The sequence below is a fragment of the Endozoicomonas sp. ALC013 genome (assembly GCF_049310205.1).
Lineage (GTDB): Bacteria > Pseudomonadota > Gammaproteobacteria > Pseudomonadales > Endozoicomonadaceae > Endozoicomonas.
Genome location: NZ_JBLYNS010000082.1, coordinates 1 through 23,125, shown reverse-complemented (window position 1 = coordinate 23,125; position 23,125 = coordinate 1). Strand labels below are relative to the sequence as shown.

The following is a 23,125-nucleotide window of genomic DNA, read 5'->3' as shown; positions in this document are numbered from 1 at the left end:
GTCGCTTACACAGTGAAGCGCTGGCAGAAAAGACCGCCAGGCAGCAAATGGATTTCGACTGGCAAAAGGCGTGACAGTATGAAGGATCGCTTTTGGAAAAGATAAAACAGTAAAAACCAATCACCTGGATTTCCCAGAGCCGTCTCTTCACCACTGATCTGACACAATCACCTCCTGTTGTTCCAAACAATTTTGCGGGAAAAGTTTACATCAGCCACTTTTTATAATACAAATGATAATTATTCTCATTAAAAAAATTGATCAATACGGGATCCGGACAGTGAACCAGTGGCAACAGAAGCTTCATCAAGGGAATGTTAATTTTCATCAATGCAAATGGCGATCAGCTGAAACAGCTTATCTGGACGCTGCCCGGATGCTGGAACATGAATGGTTCAAAGATCTGGATAACCCTCAGTTAATGATGGCGTGGATTGCTGCCATGCATAATCTGGCAGCCCTTTATGAAAATCAGAAGATCCCCCAGAAGGCCAGTGAATTTCTGGTCTTCCCCTACCGGCGGATTATCACACTGATAAAGTCAGGAGGATTGTCTGAGGCATTTAAGCCTCCGTTATTCAAGGCTCTGAAGTGTACTGTGATACCGCTGCTGGAGTTTTCCACAAAGCATCGTATCTGTAAGTGCTGTCAACATTATCTTGATGAGGCCAAAGAGTGGCTAAGTCTGAGTTGGCCGGATCTGCAATACTTACACAGAAACCAAAACCACATTGGTAATCAATCTTCCCCCACGGATAGAACAATTCACTGACCTAAAAGGGGCGTTTTCGCCCTGCCTGTGGTCTGGTCACATGGCGAGAAAACGTCCCAAATGGTTTTCCAGCGTTACCAACGCCCTGTTGAACGCAGGCTAAACCACCTCTTTCAGCCGATACCACAACATCCCCAGGGCCAGTAACGGCGAACGGAAATAGCGCCCACCGGGAAAAGTGATATGACGTATATTGGCAAACACATCAAACCGTTCTGCCTGGCCGGAAATAGCCTCTGCCAGTACCCTCCCCGCCATATGGGTGGCATTGACCCCGTGGCCAGAATAGGCCTGGGCAAAGTAAATGTTTGCCCCTGATCGGCCAATCTGTGGCATGCGATTGGCACCAATCCCGATCATGCCGCCCCACTGGTATTCAATAGCGACATTTTCCAGCTGAGGAAAGACCTGCAACATTTTCGGGCGGAGCGATGCGACAATATCTTTTGGATCCCGCCCGGAGTAATTGCACATACCACCAAACAACAGTCGTTTATCCGCAGAAAGGCGGAAGTAATCCAGGGCAAGGCTGACATCACAGATAGCCGTGTCTTGTGGTATCAGGCTTTGCCAGACCCTGTCCTCCAGTTGTTCTGTGGCAATGATATAACTGCCCGCAGGTAACACTTTTCCGCCAATCTTTGGTTCCAGATTCCCCAGGTAGGCATTCCCTGCCAATACCAGGAACTGGCAGGTTACCGAACCTTTCGCCGTTTCAACCCCAGGCAGGTTACCCTTATGGATTTTCACCACCGGCGAATATTCGAACAACTGTACCCCTAACCCCTCAGCCACACGCGCCTCACCCAGACAGAGATTCAATGGGTGCAAATGACCACTTCCCGAGTCCAGCATGCCGCCAATATACCGGTCAGTATTAACATATTGCTTGATATCATCCTGTGATAGCAGCCGCAGCTTATGGGCATAATGGCGTGCCTTCAGGGACTCATAGTCTTCGGTAATCCCGGCCATCTGTTTTGGCTTGATCGCCGCATCCACATACCCCATTTTCAAGTCACACTGAATGCCGTATTTCCGGACCCGCTCACGCACCAGCTCAACAGCCTCAAACCCCATCCGATGGATTGCCTCGACCCCATCGGTACCGATCTGGTTGCGAAACTGCTCCGGCTCTTCCCCCATCCCCCGAATCAGCTGACCGCCATTGCGCCCGGTTGCCCCCCAACCGATTTTCCGTGCCTCCAGAACCGCAACGCGATAGCCACGCTCGGCCAGTTCCAGGGCTGTAGCGATGCCGGAGAACCCCCCACCAACCACACAGACATCGACGGTCAGGCTACCTTCCAGCACCGGATAATCTGTGGCAAAGTTCAGTGACGCGGCGTAGTAAGACTGCGCATGGGCTTCGGTATGTACAGGTGCCTTGAGTTTCATAAATCATTGCCTGTTCTTATATTTCAACGTTTTCAAGAGGCAGAATTTCAGCGAACCATTCCTCACGAACTATTCCCCAGGCCCCCTGATATATCAAGGGAATTTTCAGTCTGTGTCAGAGTCTAATTACCGAGTACTTATGATGAGCTTTTTTTATGACGCCCCCCAAGGAACCCGGCAAACAACATTTATCTTTCAACACAAACCCGCCCCGGGGAGCCGTTGCAGCAACAGCGCGTCCTGCGAAACACAATCAATATTCGGTAAAACCGGATGATGGAGTAGCGATCGCCGGAAAAATTACCGGAGAATCCATTGACCTTCCTCTACCTGCAAAGGCTCCGATCAATAAAAGAGCCAGTCGCCACTACTCCCCACCGATTGAAACCGAACAGGTGATAGTGCAGCTCTTGCGCCTGAAAGAACCGGTGAAAAGCAGAAAAATCAACGAAGGAGGGTCTTCTGTGGTAAAAAAAGTATCGGATGGACAACAAACCATCGCTGTGAAGCTGTTAAAAGATAAAACATTCTCAATAGAGCGGAGACTCATTCAGCAGAAAAACGGAGAGATATCAGGGCTGAATATTCCGGATCATCCGAATATTGTTAAAACTCTGGCGGTTTTAGTACAGCGAGAAGCTAACAATAAATATCGTTTGATCCAACACGGGGATCCTGATTTTTCCCTGGCTCTCTACAGGCCCCTGGCCTGCGTTCTCGAATATGTTGATGCCATTGACCTTTGTGAAAGCCTTGTAAATAAAAAAGTCGAACCTGGTTTCGACCTTGCAGTTGATGTTGGCAGAAAAATCTGTGCCGCATTAATGTGTATTCATGATCAGAATTTGGTGTATCGGGATATTAAGCCCGATAATATACTTTATGCCCCCCCAAAAGCCCCGGGGGAAGAAAGCATGGTAAAGCTAACCGATATGGGGCTCACCAAACACCTGAAAAAAGACGATTATACCAGAACCCTCTGTGGCACTGTTGACTATGTTGCCCCCGAGGTGTTCGAAAGAAGATATAATCATACTGTAGATGCCTGGTCACTCGGGGTGCTTCTATTTGTTGTATCTACCGGAATACGATTATATGACTCAACGGATGAGTCCAGGGTTTATAAGGACATCATCCGTTTCAATGAAAAAAGTGAGTTACAAAAAAGGTCATACATGCTGAAGCGATTCAGACTTTTTCATCCTGAAATATTGAACATCATGCTTTCGCTGTTTCGTAAACCGAGACAGCGAATGGCATTGCCAGAAGCGAAAGCAGCGTTGGACCAGCTAGCAGGCTTAAAGCAGTGAAATCCAGGTAGATTTCAACTCCGTGTATTTATCAAAGGCATGGAGCCACTTCGTCGTATATTTTATCGATGGCCTCGGCACACCAGCGAATACAGTTGGCACTGCCAGGAATATCATCACCCAGGGCATCGCTGATGGGCTTACCCATATCAATCGATTCCAACAGCGCCAGCTCCTCCAGATGCTGTTCAATTTTGCGAGCAAAGGCCTGAAGAATTTTTTTGCGGGCTACCGGAGATTTGCGGCACCAGACGCCAGACTCAAACGTTGAACGGGCAGCAGCAACCGCACGATTGACATCCGTTTCATCGCAGCTGGCCACACGGGTCAGAAGCTTGCCATCCACAGGAGAGATACAATCAAAGGTGTCACCACTGGCAGCATCGGTGTATTCACCGTTGATCCAGGCCTGATGGCGGATCTCCAGTCCATCGGCCATAAGTAGTTAACCAAATGCAGTACTTGATTCAATACAGATTGTTTGAAATATTGTGCACAATGTTTGCAATCATGTGCGCCACTGATACCACTGGCGTCAGCAAACCAGGGCTCAATAATAACAAAGGTAAGGGATATGACTGATCTGCCCCTGAGTAAGCCCACAGCAACTGCCCGCCAACATACCATGAACAGAAAAGCCAGCTCACTGGACGCGCTCTGAATGCCCTTCACAGCAAACCGCCAGTTCAGGCAACAGTCCCGCATGCTCACCAGTGCAGAAGGCATGTACTATCAGGACGACAAAGGTCGTCTGATTCTGGATGGCTGCGCCGGTCTATGGTGTGTTAACGCCGGTCATGGACGTCAGGAGATATCTGACGCTGTCGCCCGTCAGGTGGCAAAAATGGACTACGCGCCACCCTTTCAAATGGGGCACCCCCTGGCATTCGAGTTTGCAGAACGTCTGGCGGACATTGCCCCCGGCAACCTGAACCACGTGTTCTTTACCAACTCAGGCTCAGAGTCTGTAGAGACTGCCCTGAAAATTGCCCTGGGCTATCATCGCATCAGGGGTGAAGGTACACGACAGAGACTGGTTGGTCGTGAGCGTGGTTACCACGGTGTGAATTTTGGTGGCATTTCTGTCGGGGGGATCGGCAATAATCGCACAATGTTCGGTAAACTAACTGAAAAAACGTGTGATCAAATATTGAAAGCAGACATGTCCCAGATAGACACCCACGATCCCTGTAACGCCCGACAGTACAGGAGGTGCAGGGATCGGCAAGCGGAAGTAGCTAAAGAGTATACCTACGGCAAAACCAGTGGCTGTAGCAATAAGGGCTTCGTTCATCAGGTGACACCAGAAGAAACAGCAGGAAAACCTTATATTAGTCCATGAAAACAGCCCCTGAAGTCTTATTCAGGGAAACGAAGCTTAAGCAATGTAATAAGGTGGATTATGAAAACCGATACCCGGCCACTGATCGGTGTCACAGCAGACACGGCAATGGATGGTCTGCACCGTGTCCATCAGGCTGGAGAAAAGTATCTCACCTCTGTTGTTCATGCTGCCAATGCCATCCCTGTTATCATCCCTTCTCTGCCTGTTCCCCTGGATAGTCAGGACATTCTTTCACAGCTTGACGGCCTGCTGGTTACTGGTGCTTATTCGAATATTGAACCCCGGCGCTATGGTAGTGCACCGGCTAACTCCGATGTTTCAAAAGAAAGCGCACACCATGATAGCCAGAGAGATAGCACAACTCTGCAACTTATCCCTGATGCCATAGCCCTGGGTATTCCTTTATTAGGCATTTGCCGAAGCCTGTCGTACAAGGCATTACCAACGATTACCTCGTCATCACTAAGAACATAACCATAAGCAAAGATACTATGAAAAAGCTGGCCAGCTGGTTAAAAGCGCAGAGAATCACCGAGGTCGAAGCGGTCATATCCGACTTTACCGGTATCGCCCGTGGCAAGATTATGCCCAGCAGCAAGTTCATTGCCGAAAAAGGCATACGACTGCCGGAAAGTTTGCTGATTCAGGGGGTGACCGGAGATTACGTCGATGATGAAATCTACTATGAGCTGATGAATGCCGCTGAAATCGATATGATTCTCAAACCCGATGAGTCCGCTGTCCATATGGTGCCCTGGGCACTGGAGCCAACGGCGCTGGTTATCCATGACTGTTACGATAAGCAGGGCAACCTGATCAGCATGGCACCAAGGGCAGTGCTGAAAAACGTTCTGGCGCTTTATGAAGCCAAAGGCTGGAAACCCGTCGTGGCACCTGAACTGGAATTTTACCTGACCAAACGCACCGCTAATCCGGACCACCCGTTGCAGCCGCCGGTTGGCCGATCCGGGCGTCCTGAGTCTGGCCGCCAATCCTACAGCATTGACGCTGCCAATGAATATGACCCTCTCTTTGAAGATGTTTACGACTGGTGTGAACAGCAGGGGCTGGATGTAGATACCCTGATTCACGAAGAAGGTGCAGCCCAGATGGAAATCAACTTCCGTCACGGTGATGCGCTGTCCCTGGCAGACCAGGTATTTATATTTAAACGCACGGTACGGGAAGCGGCATTAAAACATGAGATTAATGCCACTTTTATGGCCAAGCCCATCAGTGGTGAACCGGGCAGCTCCATGCACCTGCACCAGAGTATCCTGGATAAACATGGAAACAACATTTTCAGCAACGAAGATGGCTCCCCCAGCAAGATGATTTACCACTATATTGGCGGGCTTCAGCAGTATGTATCGGAAGCCATGCCACTTTTTGCGCCGAACGTAAACTCCTACCGTCGTTTTCTCAGGGATACCTCTGCGCCGGTAAATCTGGCCTGGGGTATTGATAACCGGACTGTCAGCCTGAGAATTCCTGACTCATCTCCTGCCAACCGCCGTGTTGAAAACAGACTGGCAGGGGCGGACGCCAACCCATACCTCGCCTTTGCGGCATCACTGCTTTGTGGTTACCTTGGCATGATTAATGCCGCAGAACCAACACAAGCCGTTACCGGAAATGCCTCTGATGATTCTAACGACAAAAGACTTCCACTTAATCTTGAGGAAGCCCTTGAGCTGATGGAACAGAGTGAAATTCTCAAAAAGACCCTGGGAAGACGCTTTGTTCGTTCCTATGTTGAAGTGAAGCGCACTGAATACCAGAACTTCAAAGGGATTATCAGCTCCTGGGAGCGTGAATACCTGCAGATGACTGTTTAAAAAAATAATAAAATTCTTGATGGCATGGCCGGGCTCTGGTGCGTCAATATTGGCTATGGACGACAGGAGCTGATTGCCGCAGTCTGTCAGCAGATGAAAGAGCTGCCTTACTACAACACCTTCTTTAAAACCACCCATAACCCGTGGTGTCGGCATGGTTGCGGCACTGGAAATGACCAATAACAGGGAAGCAAGAACCCGTTTTGATGATGAAGGCACAGCAGGCACCGTCTGCCGTAATTTCTGCTTCAAAAATGGTCTGGTGATGCGCGCAGTGGGCGATACCATGATCATCTCACCACCACTGATCATCAGCCATGCCGAGATTGATGAATTGGTGACCAAAGCCCGTAAATGCCTTGATTTAACCCTGGAGTACTTGAACGACAGAAAACAATAATTCATCCGGGTTGTTATAACCCGGGTATTTTTTAATCAACCTTGCCAAAGACACCATTGCCAACTTTGAGCAAGAGACCGGTATCCAGGTTCGCTATGACGTGTTTGACAGTAATGAAGTACTGGAAGCCAAGCTCCTGTCAGGAAATACCGGCTACGATATTGTCGTGCCCTCTTCCGATTTTATGGCCAGGCAGATCAAAGCCGGTGTGTTCAAACCGTTGGATAAAACCAGACTGTCTGAATGGAAACACCTTGATACGGAACTGATGGCCCTGCTGGAGACATACGACGAAGGCAATAAACATTCCATCCCTTACCTGTGGGGAACCACGGGCATTGGCTATAACCCTGAGCTGGTCAAAAAATATCTTGGCGAAGAGGCCCCTGTCGACAGCTGGGACCTGGTGTTTGAGGAGAAGTACATCAGCAAGCTGAACAAGTGCGGTGTTGCGTTTCTGAATGCGCCAACAGAAATCATGCCTGCTGCCCTGCGCTACCTTGGGCTTGATCCTAACTCAGTGAACAAGGGTGATTATCAGAAAGCGGAAGCGCTGCTGATGAAGGTTCGCCCTCATGTCACCTACTTCCACTCTTCCCGCTACATTTCTGATCTGGCCAACGGAGATATCTGTGTGGCAATAGGCTGGTCCGGCGACGTGCTGCAGGCCAGTGACCGTGCCGATGAAGCCGACAATGGTGTCGTTGTTGAATACACCATTCCCAAGGAAGGTGCAGGCATGTGGTTTGATATGCTGGCCATTCCCAAAGATGCGAAAAATATTGATGAAGCCTATGCCTTCCTGAACTATCTTCTGAAGCCGGAAGTGATTGCTGACATCAGTAACTACGTGGCCTATGCCAGCCCGAATAAGAGTTCTTTTGCCCTGGTTGACCAGGATATCCGTGAAAATCCCGGTATTTACCCGACCGCAGAAGCCAAAAAGAATCTCTACGTTTTTGCTGTGCTGCCACCCAAAGTGGATCGCATTATTAACCGGTCGTTCACCAAAGTCACTACCGGACAGTAAACGTCACCACTGGCTCCTGCGGGACAGGGAGCCAGTCTCTTGCTTCCCTGTGGGTCTGTTCAAACATCATGGAGAACTTCAGGGAAGCTTCAAGGAGAACCTGCTTTGGATGTAGGAACACGGTTAAAAACCGTTCGAATTATGCATAACCTCTCCCAGCGAGAGCTGGCAAAACGTGCCGGTGTTACCAACAGCACCATTTCCATGATTGAAAAAAACAGTGTCAGCCCATCGGTCAGCTCCCTGAAAAAAGTACTCGATGGCATTCCCATGTCGCTGGTGACGTTTTTCTCTGTGGAGATGGATGAGTACGGCTACGAGCCAGTCGTCTATCGTTCAGAAGAACTTCCTGCGATGATCATGGACCAGATACAGATCAAAATCATTGGTCAGCACAAGGCGAACCGTGCCATGGCCTTTATGGATGAAAATTACCCGCCGGGTTCCGATACCGGTGAGGAGATGCTCTGCCATGAAGGTGAAGAAGCCGGCATCATCATTGAAGGTCAGCTTGAGCTTACCGTGGGTCTAGATGTCTATCTGCTGAACCCCGGTGACAGCTATTATTTCGACAGCAACCGCCCTCACCGCTTCTGCAATCCGAGTAATGACAAAAAGTGTCGTTTGATCAGCTGTACAACTCCCGGTAATTTTTAATGCCTTCCGGTGAAGGCGCTATCCGGTCAGGCCCTTGCTTTAAAAAAATAACTATATTGCTTTCCAGAGAGATCGGTAAACCTGTGGAGCCCATGCCATGGGCATACTTGCATGGATGTATTGGACATATCCTCTGAGGTCATCAAATGCAAATTGCAACATCTACCTTGCCAAATGTCTTCCCTTCCCAGGTCACTTCTTCACACTCCCGGGAAACCACAAAAGCATCAGGTATCACCGTCAGCCACGGGCAGACGAGTGCCAGTTGCCGTCATGGCCCAGCTCAAAAGCCTGAGCACAGGGCGATTTCTGACTACAGGGTAAGGCAGCTTGCCGGTAGTGCCTTACAGGCCGGAATGGGACTGATGCGTAGTGTAGCGGGTTATGCATTTAATCAGGTAATGACCTCACCTTATATTGATGGTGTTGCACCAGGGCTTAAAACACTGCTCAGCTTTGCTGTTTTTTATCATCAACTGCAACCGGCCGGGGCGAAATGTCCTTCTGACGAATTCAGCTGTGACAACGGTAAATGTATTTATATCAGTGATCTGTGCGATGGGCATGATGATTGTTTTGATAATACGGATGAGCGGAAAGATGTATGCACTAAGGACAAATGTGAAAAGTTGGGGCGGTTTATCTGCAACAGCGCAAAGTGCATTGATACCAAGGGGGTCTGTAACGGGAGAGATAGTGGGTATGGTCATTTAGATTGTGGCGATGGTTCCGATGAGGGGGCGAAAACATGCACTCAGGATAGATGTGAGAAGTTAGGGCGTAGTTTCCTCTGCCACAACAGTTCAAAATGTATCTCTACCGAAAGAGTGTGCAATGGACATAATAGTTGTAATACTCTGAATGTTACGGATAATTCTGATGAAGGGCCGGATTTATGCACACAGGACCAATGTGAGAAGCTAGGGCGTAGTATCCTCTGCAACTACGAAGACAAACCAACATGTATCTCTCGCAGGATGCAGTGCGATGGATATATTGATTGTGGTGATGGTTCCGATGAGGGCGCGGATTTTTGCACTCAGGCCAGATGTGAAGAGTTAGGGCGTAGCTTTCTCTGCAAAAACAAAAGGTGCATTGAGCCCAAGTATGTCTGTAACAAGGATGACTGTAACTTGGTTAAATCTTATTGGTATGATAATTGTGATGATAATTCCGATGAGGGGGCGGATTTATGCACACAGGCCAAATGTGAAGAGTTAGGGCGTGATTTCCGCTGCGACAGCAGCAAATGTATTCCTCGGGATAAAGTGTGCGATGGGAATTTCGATTGTTGTGATTTCTCGGATGAGCGGGCAGATTTATGCCATACTGTTGCCCCCCCTGCTTATGGCTGGCTTGCTTTACCCGCTGTTTTGACAATAGCCGCCTATGGAGTCTGTACCTATAAAAGTTATAAGACTCTCAGGCAGGCAAATCCGGACTCATCAACAACACCTTTATTGTTGAACGCACTAAGTAATCCATTGCAATTCCGGCAGTCTCATCATCAACCCGCAGCTACAGCGGAGCCTTCGACGGGGTCCGCGAACAACAATAATCCGGTGGTACAACTGGAGCAACAGAACGTTTGACGGCATAAATCATGTGCCCAACCAGCTGTGGCTGATTAGCCGCAGTGGACGGTCAATGACAAAGGTCAAATTCATAGCCAGAGGCTGTGCAGGAGAACAATAGTGTATGAAATTACCAGTCAATAGTTGCATCTTTGTTTTCCCTGGGCACAGTCAGCTTTCCTGCACTCTACTTCATCATTAAAGTACAAAGGCGACGTTAACCCAACAGTATTGACCTGATAAAAATCAACTACAATTCGATACAGGATTCATCAATGAATTCACCATCCAAGGTTTCTCTGCATCTCAGTGCCCTGAATTTGAGTCAGAACAGTTCATCCAATGCCGGGGGCACTGATATTTTACCCTTGCAGTATGATTCAGAAGCGGGTGTGACCAATGCTCCAGCATTAGAAACTATCGGGCTGGCTTCTAAAGGAACTCATATTACAGGCCCTTTATTACTGGATAGAACGGCTTCTATTTCATCATCTGGTGATGTTTCCCTGCTATCCAGTGGCTTTCGGAAAAGATGGCAAGTCAATGAAGAGAACCATTCCCCAAAAGAGCCCCATTCCCCACCCTTTGAAATATTACAGCAGGCGCATAAAATCCAATTTACCTTGGCAAATGAGCCTGGTAAATGTTTGTCCATCCAGCATTTAACTAACCACACAGGGCTATCAATACCAGAGGCTGAAAAAGAGATTAACAGCTTTTAAAAAAAACTGGAGAGCGCCCAATATCACTGGAATTATGCAAAATCAAACATTGAACGTTTAGCTAACGACCACCATCATATATTCAATACTTTACACACCGTTGAAGCCAATAGAAATCTGGCAGAAAGAAGCGCTGTAAGATTTGAAAAAAAGCATGACAAGATTGAATCCATTCTGAAACATATCAGCAGGGAAGAAAACAAAGCGATTATCACCGAAAAACTTTGTGAGCAGCTCAAGAAGCCAAAACATGACGTTGAAATTCTTTTTCAGCGTTTTATCTGCGAAGCGGAAAAACCGAAATCAGTACTTCATGGGGTGCTAACAGGTCTGTGTCTTTTCAGTGCTTTTGGCAGATACAGCAGTTTTATTCTCGATAAACAATCTACAGCCAGTGGCATTATTGTGACGTTGATCGGGTCTTTCAGTACTGCTGCATTGACATTAGATGCTGTGTCAGCCGCTCCTGACAGCTGGGAAGAGTATTCAGCAAAACTTTCCCGGGCACAGGAAACCTTCAATAAATGTTATTTCCCCGCATTATTCCTGGCCACGGCCAGCGACATGGCAAGGGTTGGCATTGCTGCCCATAAAGAATTTGGACTGACTATTGCCATTTTGGGTACTGCCTCAGAAGGTATTACCATGCTGGCCATTGGCTGTGAAGCGCTCAATCTTCTCTACAAAGCCGGGGAAATAATAGGCAAGGCAGAGCGTTGTCATCTTGCTGCTGAGAATATTTTGACCGCTGACCTTGTTCAAACCGCTGCCATTGCGTCTCCAGTTTCGGCCTATGCCTTACCACTGGGTGTTGAACAATGGACCAATGATCCCCCGGAACTCATTCCGCCAGAATCATGGGCCTTTTCTTACGGGGCCCAGGCAGCAAAAATTTTCATAATGTCGCCTCACGCACTGGTTAATACGATTATTGAAACTTATATGACGGCGACATTTTTAGTGTCAATTAAAAAGGTAATATTTGAAACTGCACGTTTAACGTCTGTTTTTTGTAAGAAAAAAGCGGGCCAACAAACACAACTAACCGATTCAGAAAAACGTATCTCTGATAAGATCGATAAAATTCTGACCACGCTTGGCTCTGTACCAGACTCCAGAGTTGGCAAAGTCGCCCTGGCTAAAGCACTCCTGGGCCTGGCATGCAGCTTAACCGTTGGCAGTTTTGCGCTTTACAATGCCTTTATCTACCAAATGGGCCTCACCCGGGAAAGGGCTGATACATTCAGAGTGATGCCTAACGAAACTCGCTTTAACGGCACTGTGCATCCGGGTGTGTCGCCTGATCCACTGGATGGATTAGCAAGATGGGCTGACAGAGATGCCACTGTCAATGAATTTTCGGTCGGGACAACCATGACAGCCCAGTTTATGGAAGCCTTCAGTCTGGTCAAGGCGGCGGGGATGGTTTTTGGCGTTGGTAAGGCACTGTATCAGAGATGCCGTGGCACTCAGCCTATGACTCCGAGCCAGCTGCGCACTGCACTGGAAGCGTCTTCTGAAGAAAAACTGGATGAAATTTTAGCCATTTTTCAACAACAGGGCTCACTGTCCAAAAAATTAGTAGAATATAAAATTTCAACGGTTTGACCAGCTAAGCCTTTACCTTCCTGTAAGGGGAAGGGTTATGCTGCATCAGTCAGTGACAGAATGGCAACAGGAGCATAACCCATGACCGTCATAGAAACCGAACTGCGATTGAGTGGTCTGCGCTGTGCCGGCTGTGTTGGCAAGGTAGAAAAGGCCCTGCTTGCGGTGACCGGCGTTACTGCCGCCAGTGTTAATCTTGCCGACCGCACTGCACGGGTTGCCGGAACCGCCTCTTCAGAATCGTTAGTGAGCGCAGTAGAAAGTGTTGGCTTTGTCGCTGAGCTTGCTTCGGGAGTTCAAACCTCGGCAATGGTTGCCATCGCAGCCATGAACTGTGCCTCCTGCGTTGGCAAAATTGAAAAATCACTGCAGGGCATCGATGGGGTTCAGGGAACCGTTAATCTGGCGGATAAAACCGTTCTGCTGGAAAGTACCGACGGTACGGATCTTCATATAGAGATCCATAGCGTGCTTTCTGCGCTGGAACAGGCGGGGTTTCCCGGCACGGTTCTTAACTTTGCAGAGGGTTCATTCGAGCAACAACAGGTTCAGCAGGAAGCAGAAGACAGGCGACGTTATCGCTATCTGCTGAAACATACCGCCATCGCCCTGGGCCTCGGGATACCACTGATGATCTGGGGCATGGTCACCGGCGAGATGGGCGTCAACAGCCCTCAGGAGCAGATTGCCTGGGGTGTGGTTGGCGTTGTTACCGGACTGATTCTGTATTTCTCCGGTGGGCACTTCTTCACAGGGCTATGCCAGTCCCTGAAACATCGCAATGCCAATATGGACACTCTGGTGGCACTGGGCACCGGTGCCGCCTGGCTGTTTTCCATGATTGTTGTACTGTTCCCGGATTGGCTGCCCGACAGTGCCCGGCATGTCTATTTTGAAGCTTCCGCCATGATTATCGGCCTGATCAACCTGGGCCAGGCGCTGGAACTCAGAGCCAGGGGCAAAACCAGTGAAGCGGTAAAACGACTGCTTGGGCTTCAGGCCAGGACAGCGCGGGTGATTCGTGCTGGCAAAGAGCTGGATATCCCTGTGCAGCAAGTGCGTAAAGGCGACACACTGCGGGTACGCCCCGGAGAGAAGATTCCGGTGGATGGCAGCATTGTGGATGGCATGAGCTTTGTGGATGAATCCATGCTGACCGGTGAGCCTGTCCCTGTAGAAAAGCAGGCGGGTGATGCCATTAGCGCCGGCACCCTGAATAAAAATGGCTCACTGTTGTTTACTGCTGAAAAAGTGGGCAGTGAAACAGCACTCGCCCAGATTATCGCCCTGGTAAAAAAAGCCCAGAGTGCCAAGATGCCGATCGCCCGACTGGCCGATAAAATTTCCAGCATCTTTGTTCCTGCCGTTATCCTGATTGCACTGCTGGCGGCAGCTGTCTGGTTTTTTGCAGGACCTGAGCCCAGGGTTGCCCATACGCTGGTGGTCACCACCACGGTGCTGATCATTGCCTGCCCCTGCGCACTGGGCCTTGCCACGCCCATGTCAGTTATGGTGGGAGTGGGTAAAGCTGCGGAGCTGGGCATTTTGATTCGTAAAGGTGACGCGTTGCAGCAGGCCAGTAAACTGACGACACTGGTTCTGGATAAAACGGGCACCATCACCGAAGGTCGCCCCACCGTAACTGAGATTGTCAGCCTGGAGCCATACACCGAAGTCGAACTGTTAACCCTGGCAGCCAGCCTGGAACAGGGCTCTGAACACCCTCTTGCTGAAGCAATTGTGGCATCCGCCCAGTCAAGGCAGATAGCACTGAAAGCCGTTGAAAGTTTTCAGGCCATTCCCGGTCATGGCGTCTCTGGCAACGTCGATGGTCAGGTAGTGTTGCTGGGTAATAAAAAATTGATGACCGACAATGGCTGCAACATCGAAAGCCTGGTCGATAAAGCGGAACAACTGGCAGAACAGGGGCAAACCCCGATGTTTATGGCGATTAATGACTGTCTGGCCGGGATCATCTCCGTTTCAGACCCAATCCGGGCCGACTCACAGGCAGCCATCAAACGGCTTCATAAACTGGGTATTACCGTGGTTATGCTCACCGGAGATAACCGGTTAACAGCACAGGCCATCGCCAGACAGGCGGGCATCGATGAGTTCCATGCCGAAGTTCTGCCTGAAGATAAAGCCGGGCATGTGAAAGAAATACAGCGTCTTCTATCCGGGCGCGGTCATAAAGTGGGTATGGCGGGTGATGGCATCAACGATGCCCCGGCCCTGGCCCAGTCCGATGTTGGCTTTGCCATTGGCACCGGGACCGATGTTGCCATTGAATCGGCGGATGTGACCCTGATGGGCGCGTCTCTTCACGGTGTCGCAGATGCTATTGAACTCTCAAGAGCAACACTGAGAAATATCAAACAGAACCTGTTTGGTGCCTTTATCTACAACTCATTAGGCATACCCATTGCCGCGGGCATCCTGTTCCCGTTTACCGGTATGCTGCTCAATCCGGTTATCGCCGGTGGTGCCATGGCACTGTCGTCGGTAACCGTGGTGTCCAATGCCAATCGGTTAAGGTGGTTCAAACCATCAACGAATAAACATCAATTGTCATAAAATCATGCGACTGGCAGTGTCAGGGTAACCTCCAGCCCACCCTCCGGATGGTTACGAAGTCTGAGGCTGCCACCATGAATCCGCGCCAGGTGGCGAGCGGTGATCAGCCCAAGACCGTTACCATCCGGGTTCTTCTGACAGCCGTAGTCCAGCCGGAAATAAGGTTTAAAAATCGTTTCTTCCATCCCCTCTGGAATACCGGGCCCATGATCACGGACAGTAATGATGACCTGATCGGCTACCCGCTCAATATAAACATTGGCCGGTGCCCCATAAACAATCGCATTGCCAATCAGGTTCTCCAGACACCGTTTAAGCGCCAGCGGTTTGCCGGTGATGTTATAACGCCCGTCACCTTCAGGATGATTCAGGAACGGTGTATGCAGCCAGGCTCTCTGCCCGACTGATTGGGCTGCCAGTGTCATGTCATTCAGCATTCTTTCCAGATCAACCACCCGGGGGTTTTCATGGATATCGGTATTGCTGACCACCTGCAGGGCCGACTTGACCATGATTTCCAGGTGTTCCAGGTCATGGATAAACGGCTCCCGCTGGGCGTCATCATCCAGCATTTCGGCTCGCAGGCGCAGTCGGGTAATCGGCGTTTTCAGGTCATGGGAAATCCCCGAGAACAACTGTTTCCGGTCATTCATATAATGGCGGATATTCTGCTGCATCTGGTTAAAAGCCCGGGCCGTTCTTTCATACTCCAGACAACCCCGTTCAGGAATGGCCACAGGCTCCAGATCCCGCCCAAAATCGTTTGCTGCTTTGGATAACGCCGCAAAAGGACGAACCATAAAATAGATAGCCATGGTCGCAAATACCAGCAGCACCAGCATCCAGATCAAATAGGAAGTTTGCAAAGGTGCCGGGGAGGAGTCATCAGCCGAGAGAATGGATGAGTCTGGCATCAGGGTTGCCAGGTATAGCCACTCACTGTTTTCAAGTTGAACCTGTATTACCAGAACCGGAAGATCCAGAGGCTCAACCAATAACGTTTCCCGGCCCCAGTTATCGGGCAGATCCTGCAGCAGCGTTTGATTATCAAACACCTTCAGCGTTTCCGGTCGGGAAAAAGCCACCTCGACCCGACCACTGATATGATTGGCGTTTTTAAGTACTGCCTTAAAGACATTCACCACCGTTTGATGGGCCAATGAGTTCTCATAAGGCACCAGTTTAATAAACTCCGGATTCAGGGTGATGAAGTAACGGGCTCCTCCCATGTAACGCAGTTTGTTGATAGCGGCCTTACGGAGTGAGGCAGGCAATGTCACAAAATATTCAGTGGTAGCCGACATACGCAGCGCCACACTGGTTGATACTCTGGCAAGCGCTTCCTGCCGGTCACTCTCGGTTTCCCGCTCCCAGAGATGATTCACCAGAAGCTGAGAGGTGAACACCAGGGCAAACATCACCATCAGGAAACGGCCGGCCAGCGTCCTTGGTGAGCACTCATGAAACTGGTGTTTGAGGATTTGCCAATACTCTTTTATGACGCCGCTCATCCTTACGCTCACGAAAGAACAGGCACAGTGGCATCATGAGAAAATCGAACCTCGGTGGCCATCAGGTATCCGGCACCTCGCACGGTTTTGATGATCGCCGGTGACCTGGCATCATCACCCAGACACTGGCGGAGACGGCTGATATGGACATCAATAAAACGGTCCAGTGGATCTGAACCGCGTTTGCGGGTTTCGCCAGCAATATACTCACGACTCAACACCCTGCCGGCATTGTTCACAAAGAGCATCAACAGATTGTAATCAGCACCAGAGAGCGGCAGGGGTTCCCCTTCCGTATCAGACAATGACCGGGTAACCATATCCAGGCGAAGGCCATGAAAACAGCAAAACCGTGAAGGCGGCAGCACCTCAGCGGTCTGCTCACTGCGCCGGAAAATGGCTTTAATTCGGGCCAGTAGCTCCCTCGGGTTAAAGGGTTTGGCAAGGTAATCGTCTGCCCCGATTTCCAGACCAACAATACGGTCCATTTCATCGGATACGGCAGTGAGCATGATCACAGGGACTTTGGTAAAGGTTCTCAACTGCCGACAGACATCAAAGCCATCAATACCCGGCATCATGATATCCAGCACCACCAGCGCATTCCGGGTTTCTTCCACGGACAGTGATTGGAACCGTTCCAGAAAAGACTCACCATCCGGTGATGTTTCTACAGCAAAACCATGCTTTGTCAGGTATTCAGCCAGTAACTGCCGAATGCCATCATCATCATCCACCACAAAAATCCGGTGCGATGCCCTCATCGTTCCCCCTAACCATATAATGACCACGTCGTCAGTCAGGATTATCCCAATCAGCGCTGAGCAAAACTATTGATCCCTGACAATATGAACGTCGATCGACTTATCTTTTTATGATCACTTTTTTAAGACTTTGTTACATTTCGTTGAGCTGCCTTACCCTAACAGTAAGCACTGTTTGATACCATCAAAGCACACAGAAATTCACCGAAGGACAACCATGAAAAAAGTCACAGCGCTGGCTGCCATGATGGCAGCGATGACCATTGGCAGTGCCGCTCAGGCCAGCACGACCCTTGGCGTTACCGTTTACAAATACGACGATAACTTTATGGCAAGCGTTCGCCGGGCTATCGAAGCAGAAGCCGACAAGGTTGACGGTGTTCGACTGCTGATGAACGACTCGCAGAACGATCAGTCCAAGCAGAATGACCAGGTTGACATTATGCTGGCCAGAGGGGTGGATGCTCTGGCGATTAATCTGGTGGACCCTGCTGCCGCTCCGGTCATCATTCAAAAAGCCAAGTACGATGATGTTCCCATTGTCTTCTACAACAAAGAGCCCTCCGCTGAAGCCCTGGCCAGTTATAAGCATGCTTACTACGTTGGCACTGACTCCAAGGAATCGGGCATTATCCAGGGAGAACTGATTGCTGAGCACTGGGCCAGAAACTCAGCCTGGGATCTGAACGGTGATGGCAAGATCCAGTATGTATTACTGAAAGGTGAGCCCGGCCACCCGGACGCAGAAGCAAGAACGTCCTATGTCATCTCTACCCTGAATGACCGGGGCTACCCGACGGCAGAACTCCATATGGATACCGCCATGTGGGATACCGCCATGGCAAAAGACAAGGTTGATGCCTGGATCTCTGGCCCGAATGCCGACAAAATTGAAGTGGTTATCGCCAACAATGATGCCATGGCCATGGGCGCTATCGAGTCCCTGAAAGCTGCCGGTAAATCCGCCATTCCCGTGTTTGGCGTTGATGCCCTGACAGAAGCACTGGCACTGATTAAAGGCGGGCAGATGCAGGGAACCGTACTGAACGACGCCAATAACCAGGCCAAAGCTGCTTTTCAGTTAGCCAATAACCTGGCCAATGGCAAAGCCGCAGGTGAAGGCACCAACTGGAATATCGAAAATAAAATCGTTCGCGTACCTTACGTGGGTGTCGATAAAGACGACTTGTGACAGGCAGGTTTAGGTCTGACTAACCTCTCGTTCCCACGCAGGAGCATGGGAACGAGAGGAAACCAGGCCAAATCTTTCAACTCCGTTTCTCATTCAAAAGAGCAGCCTCCCGGGCATTTCCGGTGCCCTTGCCGGGTGCTCTTTATCTCTGAAAAGTCAGAATGCTATGGATACCAGCAACCATTTGATTAACGACAGTGAATGGCTTCTGGAAATGACCGACATCAGCAAATCATTTCCCGGAGTAAAAGCCCTGGACCGGGTTAATCTAAAAGTGCGTCCTCACTCCGTCCATGCCCTGATGGGGGAAAATGGTGCCGGTAAATCAACACTCTTAAAATGTCTTTTCGGTATTTATGAAAAAGACGAAGGCAGTATTTATTTTCAAGGCAAGGCCACTGAATTTACCTCATCAAAGGAAGCACTCACTCACGGTGTTTCCATGGTGCATCAGGAGCTGAACCAGGTATTGCAATCCAGCGTGATGGACAATGTCTGGTTGGGTCGTTACCCAAAGAAACATGGTTTTATTGATCACAAAACCATGTACGACGAAACCAAAAAGATCTTTGACGAGCTGGATATTGATGTTGATCCAAAAGATAAGGTGGCGGATCTGTCTGTTTCCAAACGACAGATGGTGGAAATTGCCAAGGCATTTTCCTACAACGCCAAAATTGTCATTATGGATGAACCGACTTCGTCCCTTTCAGAAAAAGAAGTCCGCCACCTGTTTACCATCATTAATAAATTAAAAGAGCGTGGCTGCGGTATTGTCTACATCTCTCATAAGATGGAAGAAATTTTTTCTATCTGCGACGACATTACCATACTTCGGGATGGCCAATGGGTGACTACCCGGCCACTGGCAGGTCTGGATATGGACCAGATCATCAGCCTGATGGTGGGGCGGGAACTGACCCAGCGATTCCCTCAGCGGGATCACCAGCCGAAAGAAGTGATCCTTCAGGTTGAGCATTTGACCGCCAAAAACCAGCCCTCCATACAGGATGTCAGCTTTGAACTCCGTAAAGGGGAAATTCTCGGTATCGCCGGTCTGGTGGGTGCCCGTCGTAGCGATGTCGTGGAAACCATTTTTGGTATTCGCGATAAAAGCGCGGGCGTTATCAAGCTGCATGGAAAGACACTGGACAATAAGGATGCATACCAGGCCATCCAGAATGGCTTCTCTCTGGTCACCGAAGAGCGACGTGCGACGGGTATCTACGCCACACTCGATATCACCTTTAACGCTCTGATTGCCAATATTGAAAAGTACAAACAACGTTTTGGCTTATTAAGTAATCAGACCATGGGGGCGGATACTCAGTGGGTCATTGATGCCATGAAGGTAAAAACACCTAGTCATAACACGCACATCGGCTCACTCTCCGGCGGTAACCAACAGAAAGTGGTCATTGGCCGCTGGCTTCTGACCCAACCGGAAATCCTGATGCTGGATGAACCGACCCGGGGGATTGATGTGGGTGCCAAGTTTGAAATCTATCAGCTGATTCTGGACCTGGCCAAAAAGGATAAAGGCATCATTATGATTTCATCAGAAATGCCTGAGTTGCTGGGTGTCACTGACCGCATCATGGTAATGAGTAATGGTCGGGTTGCCGGCATTGTCAATACCAGGGAAACCACGCAGCACGAAATTCTTGAACTGGCTGCACGCTATCTATAACGCATTTTTTATTTACTGAAACGAACAAGGGGAGAGACTGCCATGAGTGTTGCCAGCAGTCTGACGGCGGGAAAACAACTGAGTGTTCTGCGCCTGGTAAAAGAAGGTGGTATCTATGCGGTGCTGCTGATTCTTCTGGCGGTGATTATTATACAAGAACCGTCGTTTGTAAGTTTAAGAAACCTCAGCAATATACTGACACAGTCGTCGGTCAGAATTATTATCGCCCTGGGGGTTGCCAGTCTGATCGTTACCCAGGGAACCGACCTTTCTGCCGGTCGGCAGGTTGGTCTGGCAGCGGTCATCTCGGCAACCCTGTTGCAAGCTTTGGAAAATGTCAACAAAGTCTTCCCGGAGCTGGGGCCACTGCCGATCCCTGCCGTTATCATGATTGTCTGTGCCATTGGTGCATTGATTGGTCTGGTGAACGGGCTGGTGGTCGCCTACCTGAAAGTGACGCCGTTCATCGCTACCATGGGTACGATGATTATCGTCTATGGCGTGAACTCCCTCTACTATGACTATGTGGGCGCTTCGCCAGTGGCCGGTTTTGCCACTCAGTTCTCCGAATTTACCCAGGGCTTTATCCGACTGGGTGACTTCCGGCTTTCCTACATCACCTTCTATGCGGTTATTGCCATTATTTTCAGCTGGGTACTGTGGAACAAAACCGTCTTTGGCAAAAACATCTTTGCCATCGGTGGTAACCCGGAGGCGGCCAAAGTCTCTGGTGTCAACGTACCACTTACCCTGCTGAAGGTGTATGCGCTTTCCGGCGTGTTTTATGCCTTTGCCGGTCTTCTGGAAGCTGGCCGTATCGGCTCTGCCACCAATAACCTGGGCTTTTTGTATGAGCTGGATGCCATTGCCGCCTGTGTGGTTGGCGGAGTATCTTTTGCCGGTGGCGTCGGCAGTATCATGGGCGTGGTCACCGGCGTATTGATCTTTACCATCATTAACTACGGTATGACTTATATCGGCATCAACCCTTACTGGCAGTTTATTATCAAGGGGGGGATTATTATCTTTGCCGTAGCTCTGGATTCCATGAAATACGCCAATAAAAAATAGTCGATAAAACGATGATGTCAAAGCACTGGCTCAGCAGAAAATTGCAGATCACATTGTCTGATCAAGAAACGCAATCACCTGTTCAGCCAGTGCTTCCGGCGTTGTCTCCACCGATATTTCCAGGTGTCGATGCAACTCCCCCCTACCCAGCAGTCCAGATAACATACCCTGCAAACCCCGTTGCTGACGATCGACTTCAAACCAGAGTTTAAGCTGTTGCTCATCGCGCCAGGCAACAATTTCCAGCTCCCGCCAGCGGCCAAGAAACTTCCCGGAGACCGGGATAAATTCAAACTCCTGAACAAACGGCAGCGCAAAGCCACTGGCGGCTTCACACTCCGCCTGGCGCAACTGCAAACCGGCGTTGGTGAGTCCATCAAACAGACCGGCCAGCAATGCATCCGGCCTTACTACCAGCAAGTCAGTATCCGAAGGATCTATGGCAAACTGGATATCCAGCCCGGTTTCCAGCCATACCTTACCCTCGCCCAGGGTAATGGGTGTGTTATAGGGCAAAATAAAACTGGCATTGAATATTCGTTCTTCACCCGGAGCAATAATAAAGGTTTCCGGCAATGACCACTGGCTCAAAGAGCAGGTCTGTTTTACCTTTTCAGTCACGGTTCCTTCATCACCGCCCTTACGCTTTTCCAGCTCGGCAAAATATTGGCAGCAGATATTCAGATAGATGTTATCAATCTGTTGTTCAGCGACACCCCCGTTAACCCGAATGGTAAAATCCACCCGCTTGCCCGGAATCAACTCTGGCTGCTCGAGCACGGCATCCACTTTGGCGGCACCTATCGACAACGACGCCATTGCTTTTTTCAGTAGTGACATAGATATACAACAACAAAACAGTAAAATCAGTCCGGGAGTCTGTGCTGCTGATCATTGATGATCAGAACACAATTCATATTGGCCAAAGTCGCCCATGATAAGCCCCATTTCCTGCCCGTCAAACTCTCTTCACTGACTCAGCCGGGCAGCGAGTCATTCATTATTCTGACCAGGTTCCGGCAGGTCATGTGCAGCTATATGTGCGTCAGTTTCTGCATAGGAGAGTATTTCTCTACAGCCACTCAGCGGACAGTGCACAAACAACCTGCCAATCTCATCCATGCTGGAAATATCGTAGTTTTCCAGTTTCTTGTCATCGCCACACCGACGATTGGGACAGCGTTGTTCATTACTGATCCAGCACTGGTTACAAACCCGATGGCCGCAAACCGTAACTTTGGTACCCTGCAAAAAATAAATATTACACCCTGCGCACGTCGCTCTGGATGACAGCGTCTCCATAAGCTCTTTGTCATCAAGGCTCCTTTTGGCTATGGTCACCATATTACCTGCTGAAGTCACGACATAATCCAGTTTCATCCCGGGCATACAGCTCACTTATCAATACTGTGTGATCGCAAAAAACCGGTACCTTCAGTGCGCAGCAAAAACATGTATGCGACGATCTTTTCTTTTTAGTAGACGGTAGTCTGGTATGGTTCTTTGCGATCACCAAGGAAGGTTGGTATTTCTCAATATACTGTACATCATGGATTGTTATCTGAAAGCCTCTTCCACAGGTTTCGGTCTGTTCAGTTCAGCAGCCAATGTCAGGTAATAAGGTACCGATGTACGCAGTGTTCGGACAGCACTCATGATAGTCAGC

At 49.5% G+C, this 23,125-nt stretch carries 22 protein-coding genes and 1 pseudogene; 16 read left to right on the top strand and 7 right to left on the bottom strand.

Going from position 1 to position 23,125, the window contains the following annotated elements:
• Positions 1–280 precede the first annotated feature (280 nt).
• Positions 281–772 (top strand): hypothetical protein, encoded by a 492-nt coding sequence (locus tag ACO6V1_RS14980; RefSeq protein ID WP_422467442.1) that lies wholly within the window; start codon positions 281–283, stop codon positions 770–772.
• A gap of 99 nt (positions 773–871) precedes the next feature.
• Here ACO6V1_RS14980 and ACO6V1_RS14975 read toward each other — a convergent pair whose 3' ends face one another.
• Complete coding sequence (locus tag ACO6V1_RS14975) at positions 872–2,170, bottom strand: NAD(P)/FAD-dependent oxidoreductase (protein WP_422467440.1); 1,299 nt, start codon at positions 2,168–2,170, stop codon at positions 872–874.
• A gap of 428 nt (positions 2,171–2,598) precedes the next feature.
• Here ACO6V1_RS14975 and ACO6V1_RS14970 point away from each other — a divergent pair, with 428 nt between their 5' ends.
• A complete protein-coding gene (locus ACO6V1_RS14970) occupies positions 2,599–3,480 on the top strand; it encodes a protein kinase domain-containing protein (protein ID WP_422467438.1) in 882 nt (293 codons plus the stop codon).
• Between the two features lie 31 nt (positions 3,481–3,511).
• On the opposite strand, the gene ACO6V1_RS14965 is transcribed toward ACO6V1_RS14970, so the two are convergent.
• On the bottom strand, positions 3,512–3,919 hold the full coding sequence (locus ACO6V1_RS14965; protein WP_422449291.1) for an aldehyde dehydrogenase family protein: 408 nt from the start codon (positions 3,917–3,919) through the stop codon (positions 3,512–3,514).
• A gap of 222 nt (positions 3,920–4,141) precedes the next feature.
• Between ACO6V1_RS14965 and ACO6V1_RS14960 the strand changes: the two are divergent.
• Positions 4,142–4,630 (top strand): annotated as a pseudogene (locus ACO6V1_RS14960) (aminotransferase class III-fold pyridoxal phosphate-dependent enzyme); the annotation flags it as partial.
• On the opposite strand, the gene ACO6V1_RS14955 reads toward ACO6V1_RS14960, so the two are convergent.
• Positions 4,604–4,774 carry a XapX domain-containing protein gene (locus ACO6V1_RS14955; protein WP_422467444.1) on the bottom strand — a complete coding sequence of 57 codons (171 nt, stop codon included), beginning with the start codon at positions 4,772–4,774 and terminating at the stop codon, positions 4,604–4,606. The pseudogene ACO6V1_RS14960 and the gene ACO6V1_RS14955 overlap by 27 nt on opposite strands.
• Positions 4,775–4,882: 108 nt before the next feature.
• On the opposite strand from ACO6V1_RS14955, the gene ACO6V1_RS14950 reads away from it, so the two are divergent.
• The 10 genes from ACO6V1_RS14950 to ACO6V1_RS14905 all read left to right on the top strand — a co-directional run bounded on the left by ACO6V1_RS14950 (position 4,883) and on the right by ACO6V1_RS14905 (position 15,231).
• Entirely contained in the window at positions 4,883–5,299 is a 417-nt protein-coding gene (locus ACO6V1_RS14950) for a gamma-glutamyl-gamma-aminobutyrate hydrolase family protein (protein WP_422467436.1), read from the top strand.
• Between the two features lie 17 nt (positions 5,300–5,316).
• The gene (locus ACO6V1_RS14945; protein WP_422467434.1) at positions 5,317–6,663 is read left to right on the top strand and encodes a glutamine synthetase family protein; all 1,347 of its coding nucleotides are present in this window, start codon (positions 5,317–5,319) and stop codon (positions 6,661–6,663) included.
• Positions 6,664–6,687: 24 nt separating this feature from the next.
• Positions 6,688–6,846, top strand: coding sequence for a hypothetical protein (locus ACO6V1_RS14940; RefSeq protein WP_422449301.1), 159 nt, complete (start codon positions 6,688–6,690; stop codon positions 6,844–6,846).
• On the top strand, positions 6,818–7,063 hold the full coding sequence (locus ACO6V1_RS14935) for a hypothetical protein (protein WP_422449303.1): 246 nt from the start codon (positions 6,818–6,820) through the stop codon (positions 7,061–7,063). The genes ACO6V1_RS14940 and ACO6V1_RS14935 overlap by 29 nt, the downstream gene beginning before the upstream one ends.
• A 34-nt stretch (positions 7,064–7,097) precedes the next feature.
• Positions 7,098–8,093, top strand: a complete 996-nt coding sequence (locus ACO6V1_RS14930) for an extracellular solute-binding protein (protein ID WP_422459428.1) — start codon at positions 7,098–7,100, stop codon at positions 8,091–8,093.
• Positions 8,094–8,198: 105 nt separating this feature from the next.
• The gene (locus ACO6V1_RS14925; protein ID WP_422449305.1) at positions 8,199–8,750 is read left to right on the top strand and encodes a cupin domain-containing protein; all 552 of its coding nucleotides are present in this window, start codon (positions 8,199–8,201) and stop codon (positions 8,748–8,750) included.
• Positions 8,751–8,896: 146 nt separating this feature from the next.
• A complete protein-coding gene (locus ACO6V1_RS14920) occupies positions 8,897–10,342 on the top strand; it encodes a hypothetical protein (RefSeq protein WP_422449307.1) in 1,446 nt (481 codons plus the stop codon).
• A 374-nt stretch (positions 10,343–10,716) separates the two neighbouring features.
• Positions 10,717–11,046 (top strand): hypothetical protein, encoded by a 330-nt coding sequence (locus tag ACO6V1_RS14915; protein WP_422449309.1) that lies wholly within the window; start codon positions 10,717–10,719, stop codon positions 11,044–11,046.
• A 318-nt stretch (positions 11,047–11,364) separates the two neighbouring features.
• The gene (locus ACO6V1_RS14910) at positions 11,365–12,654 is read left to right on the top strand and encodes a hypothetical protein (RefSeq protein WP_422459308.1); all 1,290 of its coding nucleotides are present in this window, start codon (positions 11,365–11,367) and stop codon (positions 12,652–12,654) included.
• An 81-nt stretch (positions 12,655–12,735) separates the two neighbouring features.
• Positions 12,736–15,231 (top strand): heavy metal translocating P-type ATPase, encoded by a 2,496-nt coding sequence (locus ACO6V1_RS14905; protein ID WP_422449313.1) that lies wholly within the window; start codon positions 12,736–12,738, stop codon positions 15,229–15,231.
• 2 nt (positions 15,232–15,233) lie between these two features.
• Here ACO6V1_RS14905 and ACO6V1_RS14900 read toward each other — a convergent pair whose 3' ends face one another.
• Together ACO6V1_RS14900 and ACO6V1_RS14895 are read right to left on the bottom strand one after the other, a co-directional pair.
• Positions 15,234–16,742 (bottom strand): ATP-binding protein, encoded by a 1,509-nt coding sequence (locus ACO6V1_RS14900; protein WP_422467432.1) that lies wholly within the window; start codon positions 16,740–16,742, stop codon positions 15,234–15,236.
• A gap of 8 nt (positions 16,743–16,750) precedes the next feature.
• Entirely contained in the window at positions 16,751–17,506 is a 756-nt protein-coding gene (locus ACO6V1_RS14895) for a response regulator (protein ID WP_422459304.1), read from the bottom strand.
• Positions 17,507–17,723: 217 nt separating this feature from the next.
• Between ACO6V1_RS14895 and mglB the strand changes: the two genes are divergently transcribed.
• The 3 genes from mglB (at position 17,724) to mglC (ending at position 21,459) form a co-directional block, all read left to right on the top strand.
• Positions 17,724–18,698 carry a galactose/glucose ABC transporter substrate-binding protein MglB gene (gene mglB / locus ACO6V1_RS14890; protein WP_422467430.1) on the top strand — a complete coding sequence of 325 codons (975 nt, stop codon included), beginning with the start codon at positions 17,724–17,726 and terminating at the stop codon, positions 18,696–18,698.
• Positions 18,699–18,864: 166 nt separating this feature from the next.
• On the top strand, positions 18,865–20,388 hold the full coding sequence (mglA, locus tag ACO6V1_RS14885; RefSeq protein ID WP_422449321.1) for a galactose/methyl galactoside ABC transporter ATP-binding protein MglA: 1,524 nt from the start codon (positions 18,865–18,867) through the stop codon (positions 20,386–20,388).
• A 42-nt stretch (positions 20,389–20,430) separates the two neighbouring features.
• Positions 20,431–21,459 carry a galactose/methyl galactoside ABC transporter permease MglC gene (gene mglC, locus ACO6V1_RS14880; RefSeq protein WP_101744865.1) on the top strand — a complete coding sequence of 343 codons (1,029 nt, stop codon included), beginning with the start codon at positions 20,431–20,433 and terminating at the stop codon, positions 21,457–21,459.
• A 48-nt stretch (positions 21,460–21,507) separates the two neighbouring features.
• Here the strand turns inward: mglC and ACO6V1_RS14875 are convergent, their stop codons facing one another.
• Both ACO6V1_RS14875 and ACO6V1_RS14870 read right to left on the bottom strand, forming a co-directional pair.
• Positions 21,508–22,299 (bottom strand): sporulation protein, encoded by a 792-nt coding sequence (locus ACO6V1_RS14875; RefSeq protein WP_422449323.1) that lies wholly within the window; start codon positions 22,297–22,299, stop codon positions 21,508–21,510.
• A 153-nt stretch (positions 22,300–22,452) separates the two neighbouring features.
• Entirely contained in the window at positions 22,453–22,848 is a 396-nt protein-coding gene (locus tag ACO6V1_RS14870; protein WP_422467428.1) for a hypothetical protein, read from the bottom strand.
• Positions 22,849–23,125: the final 277 nt, after the last annotated feature.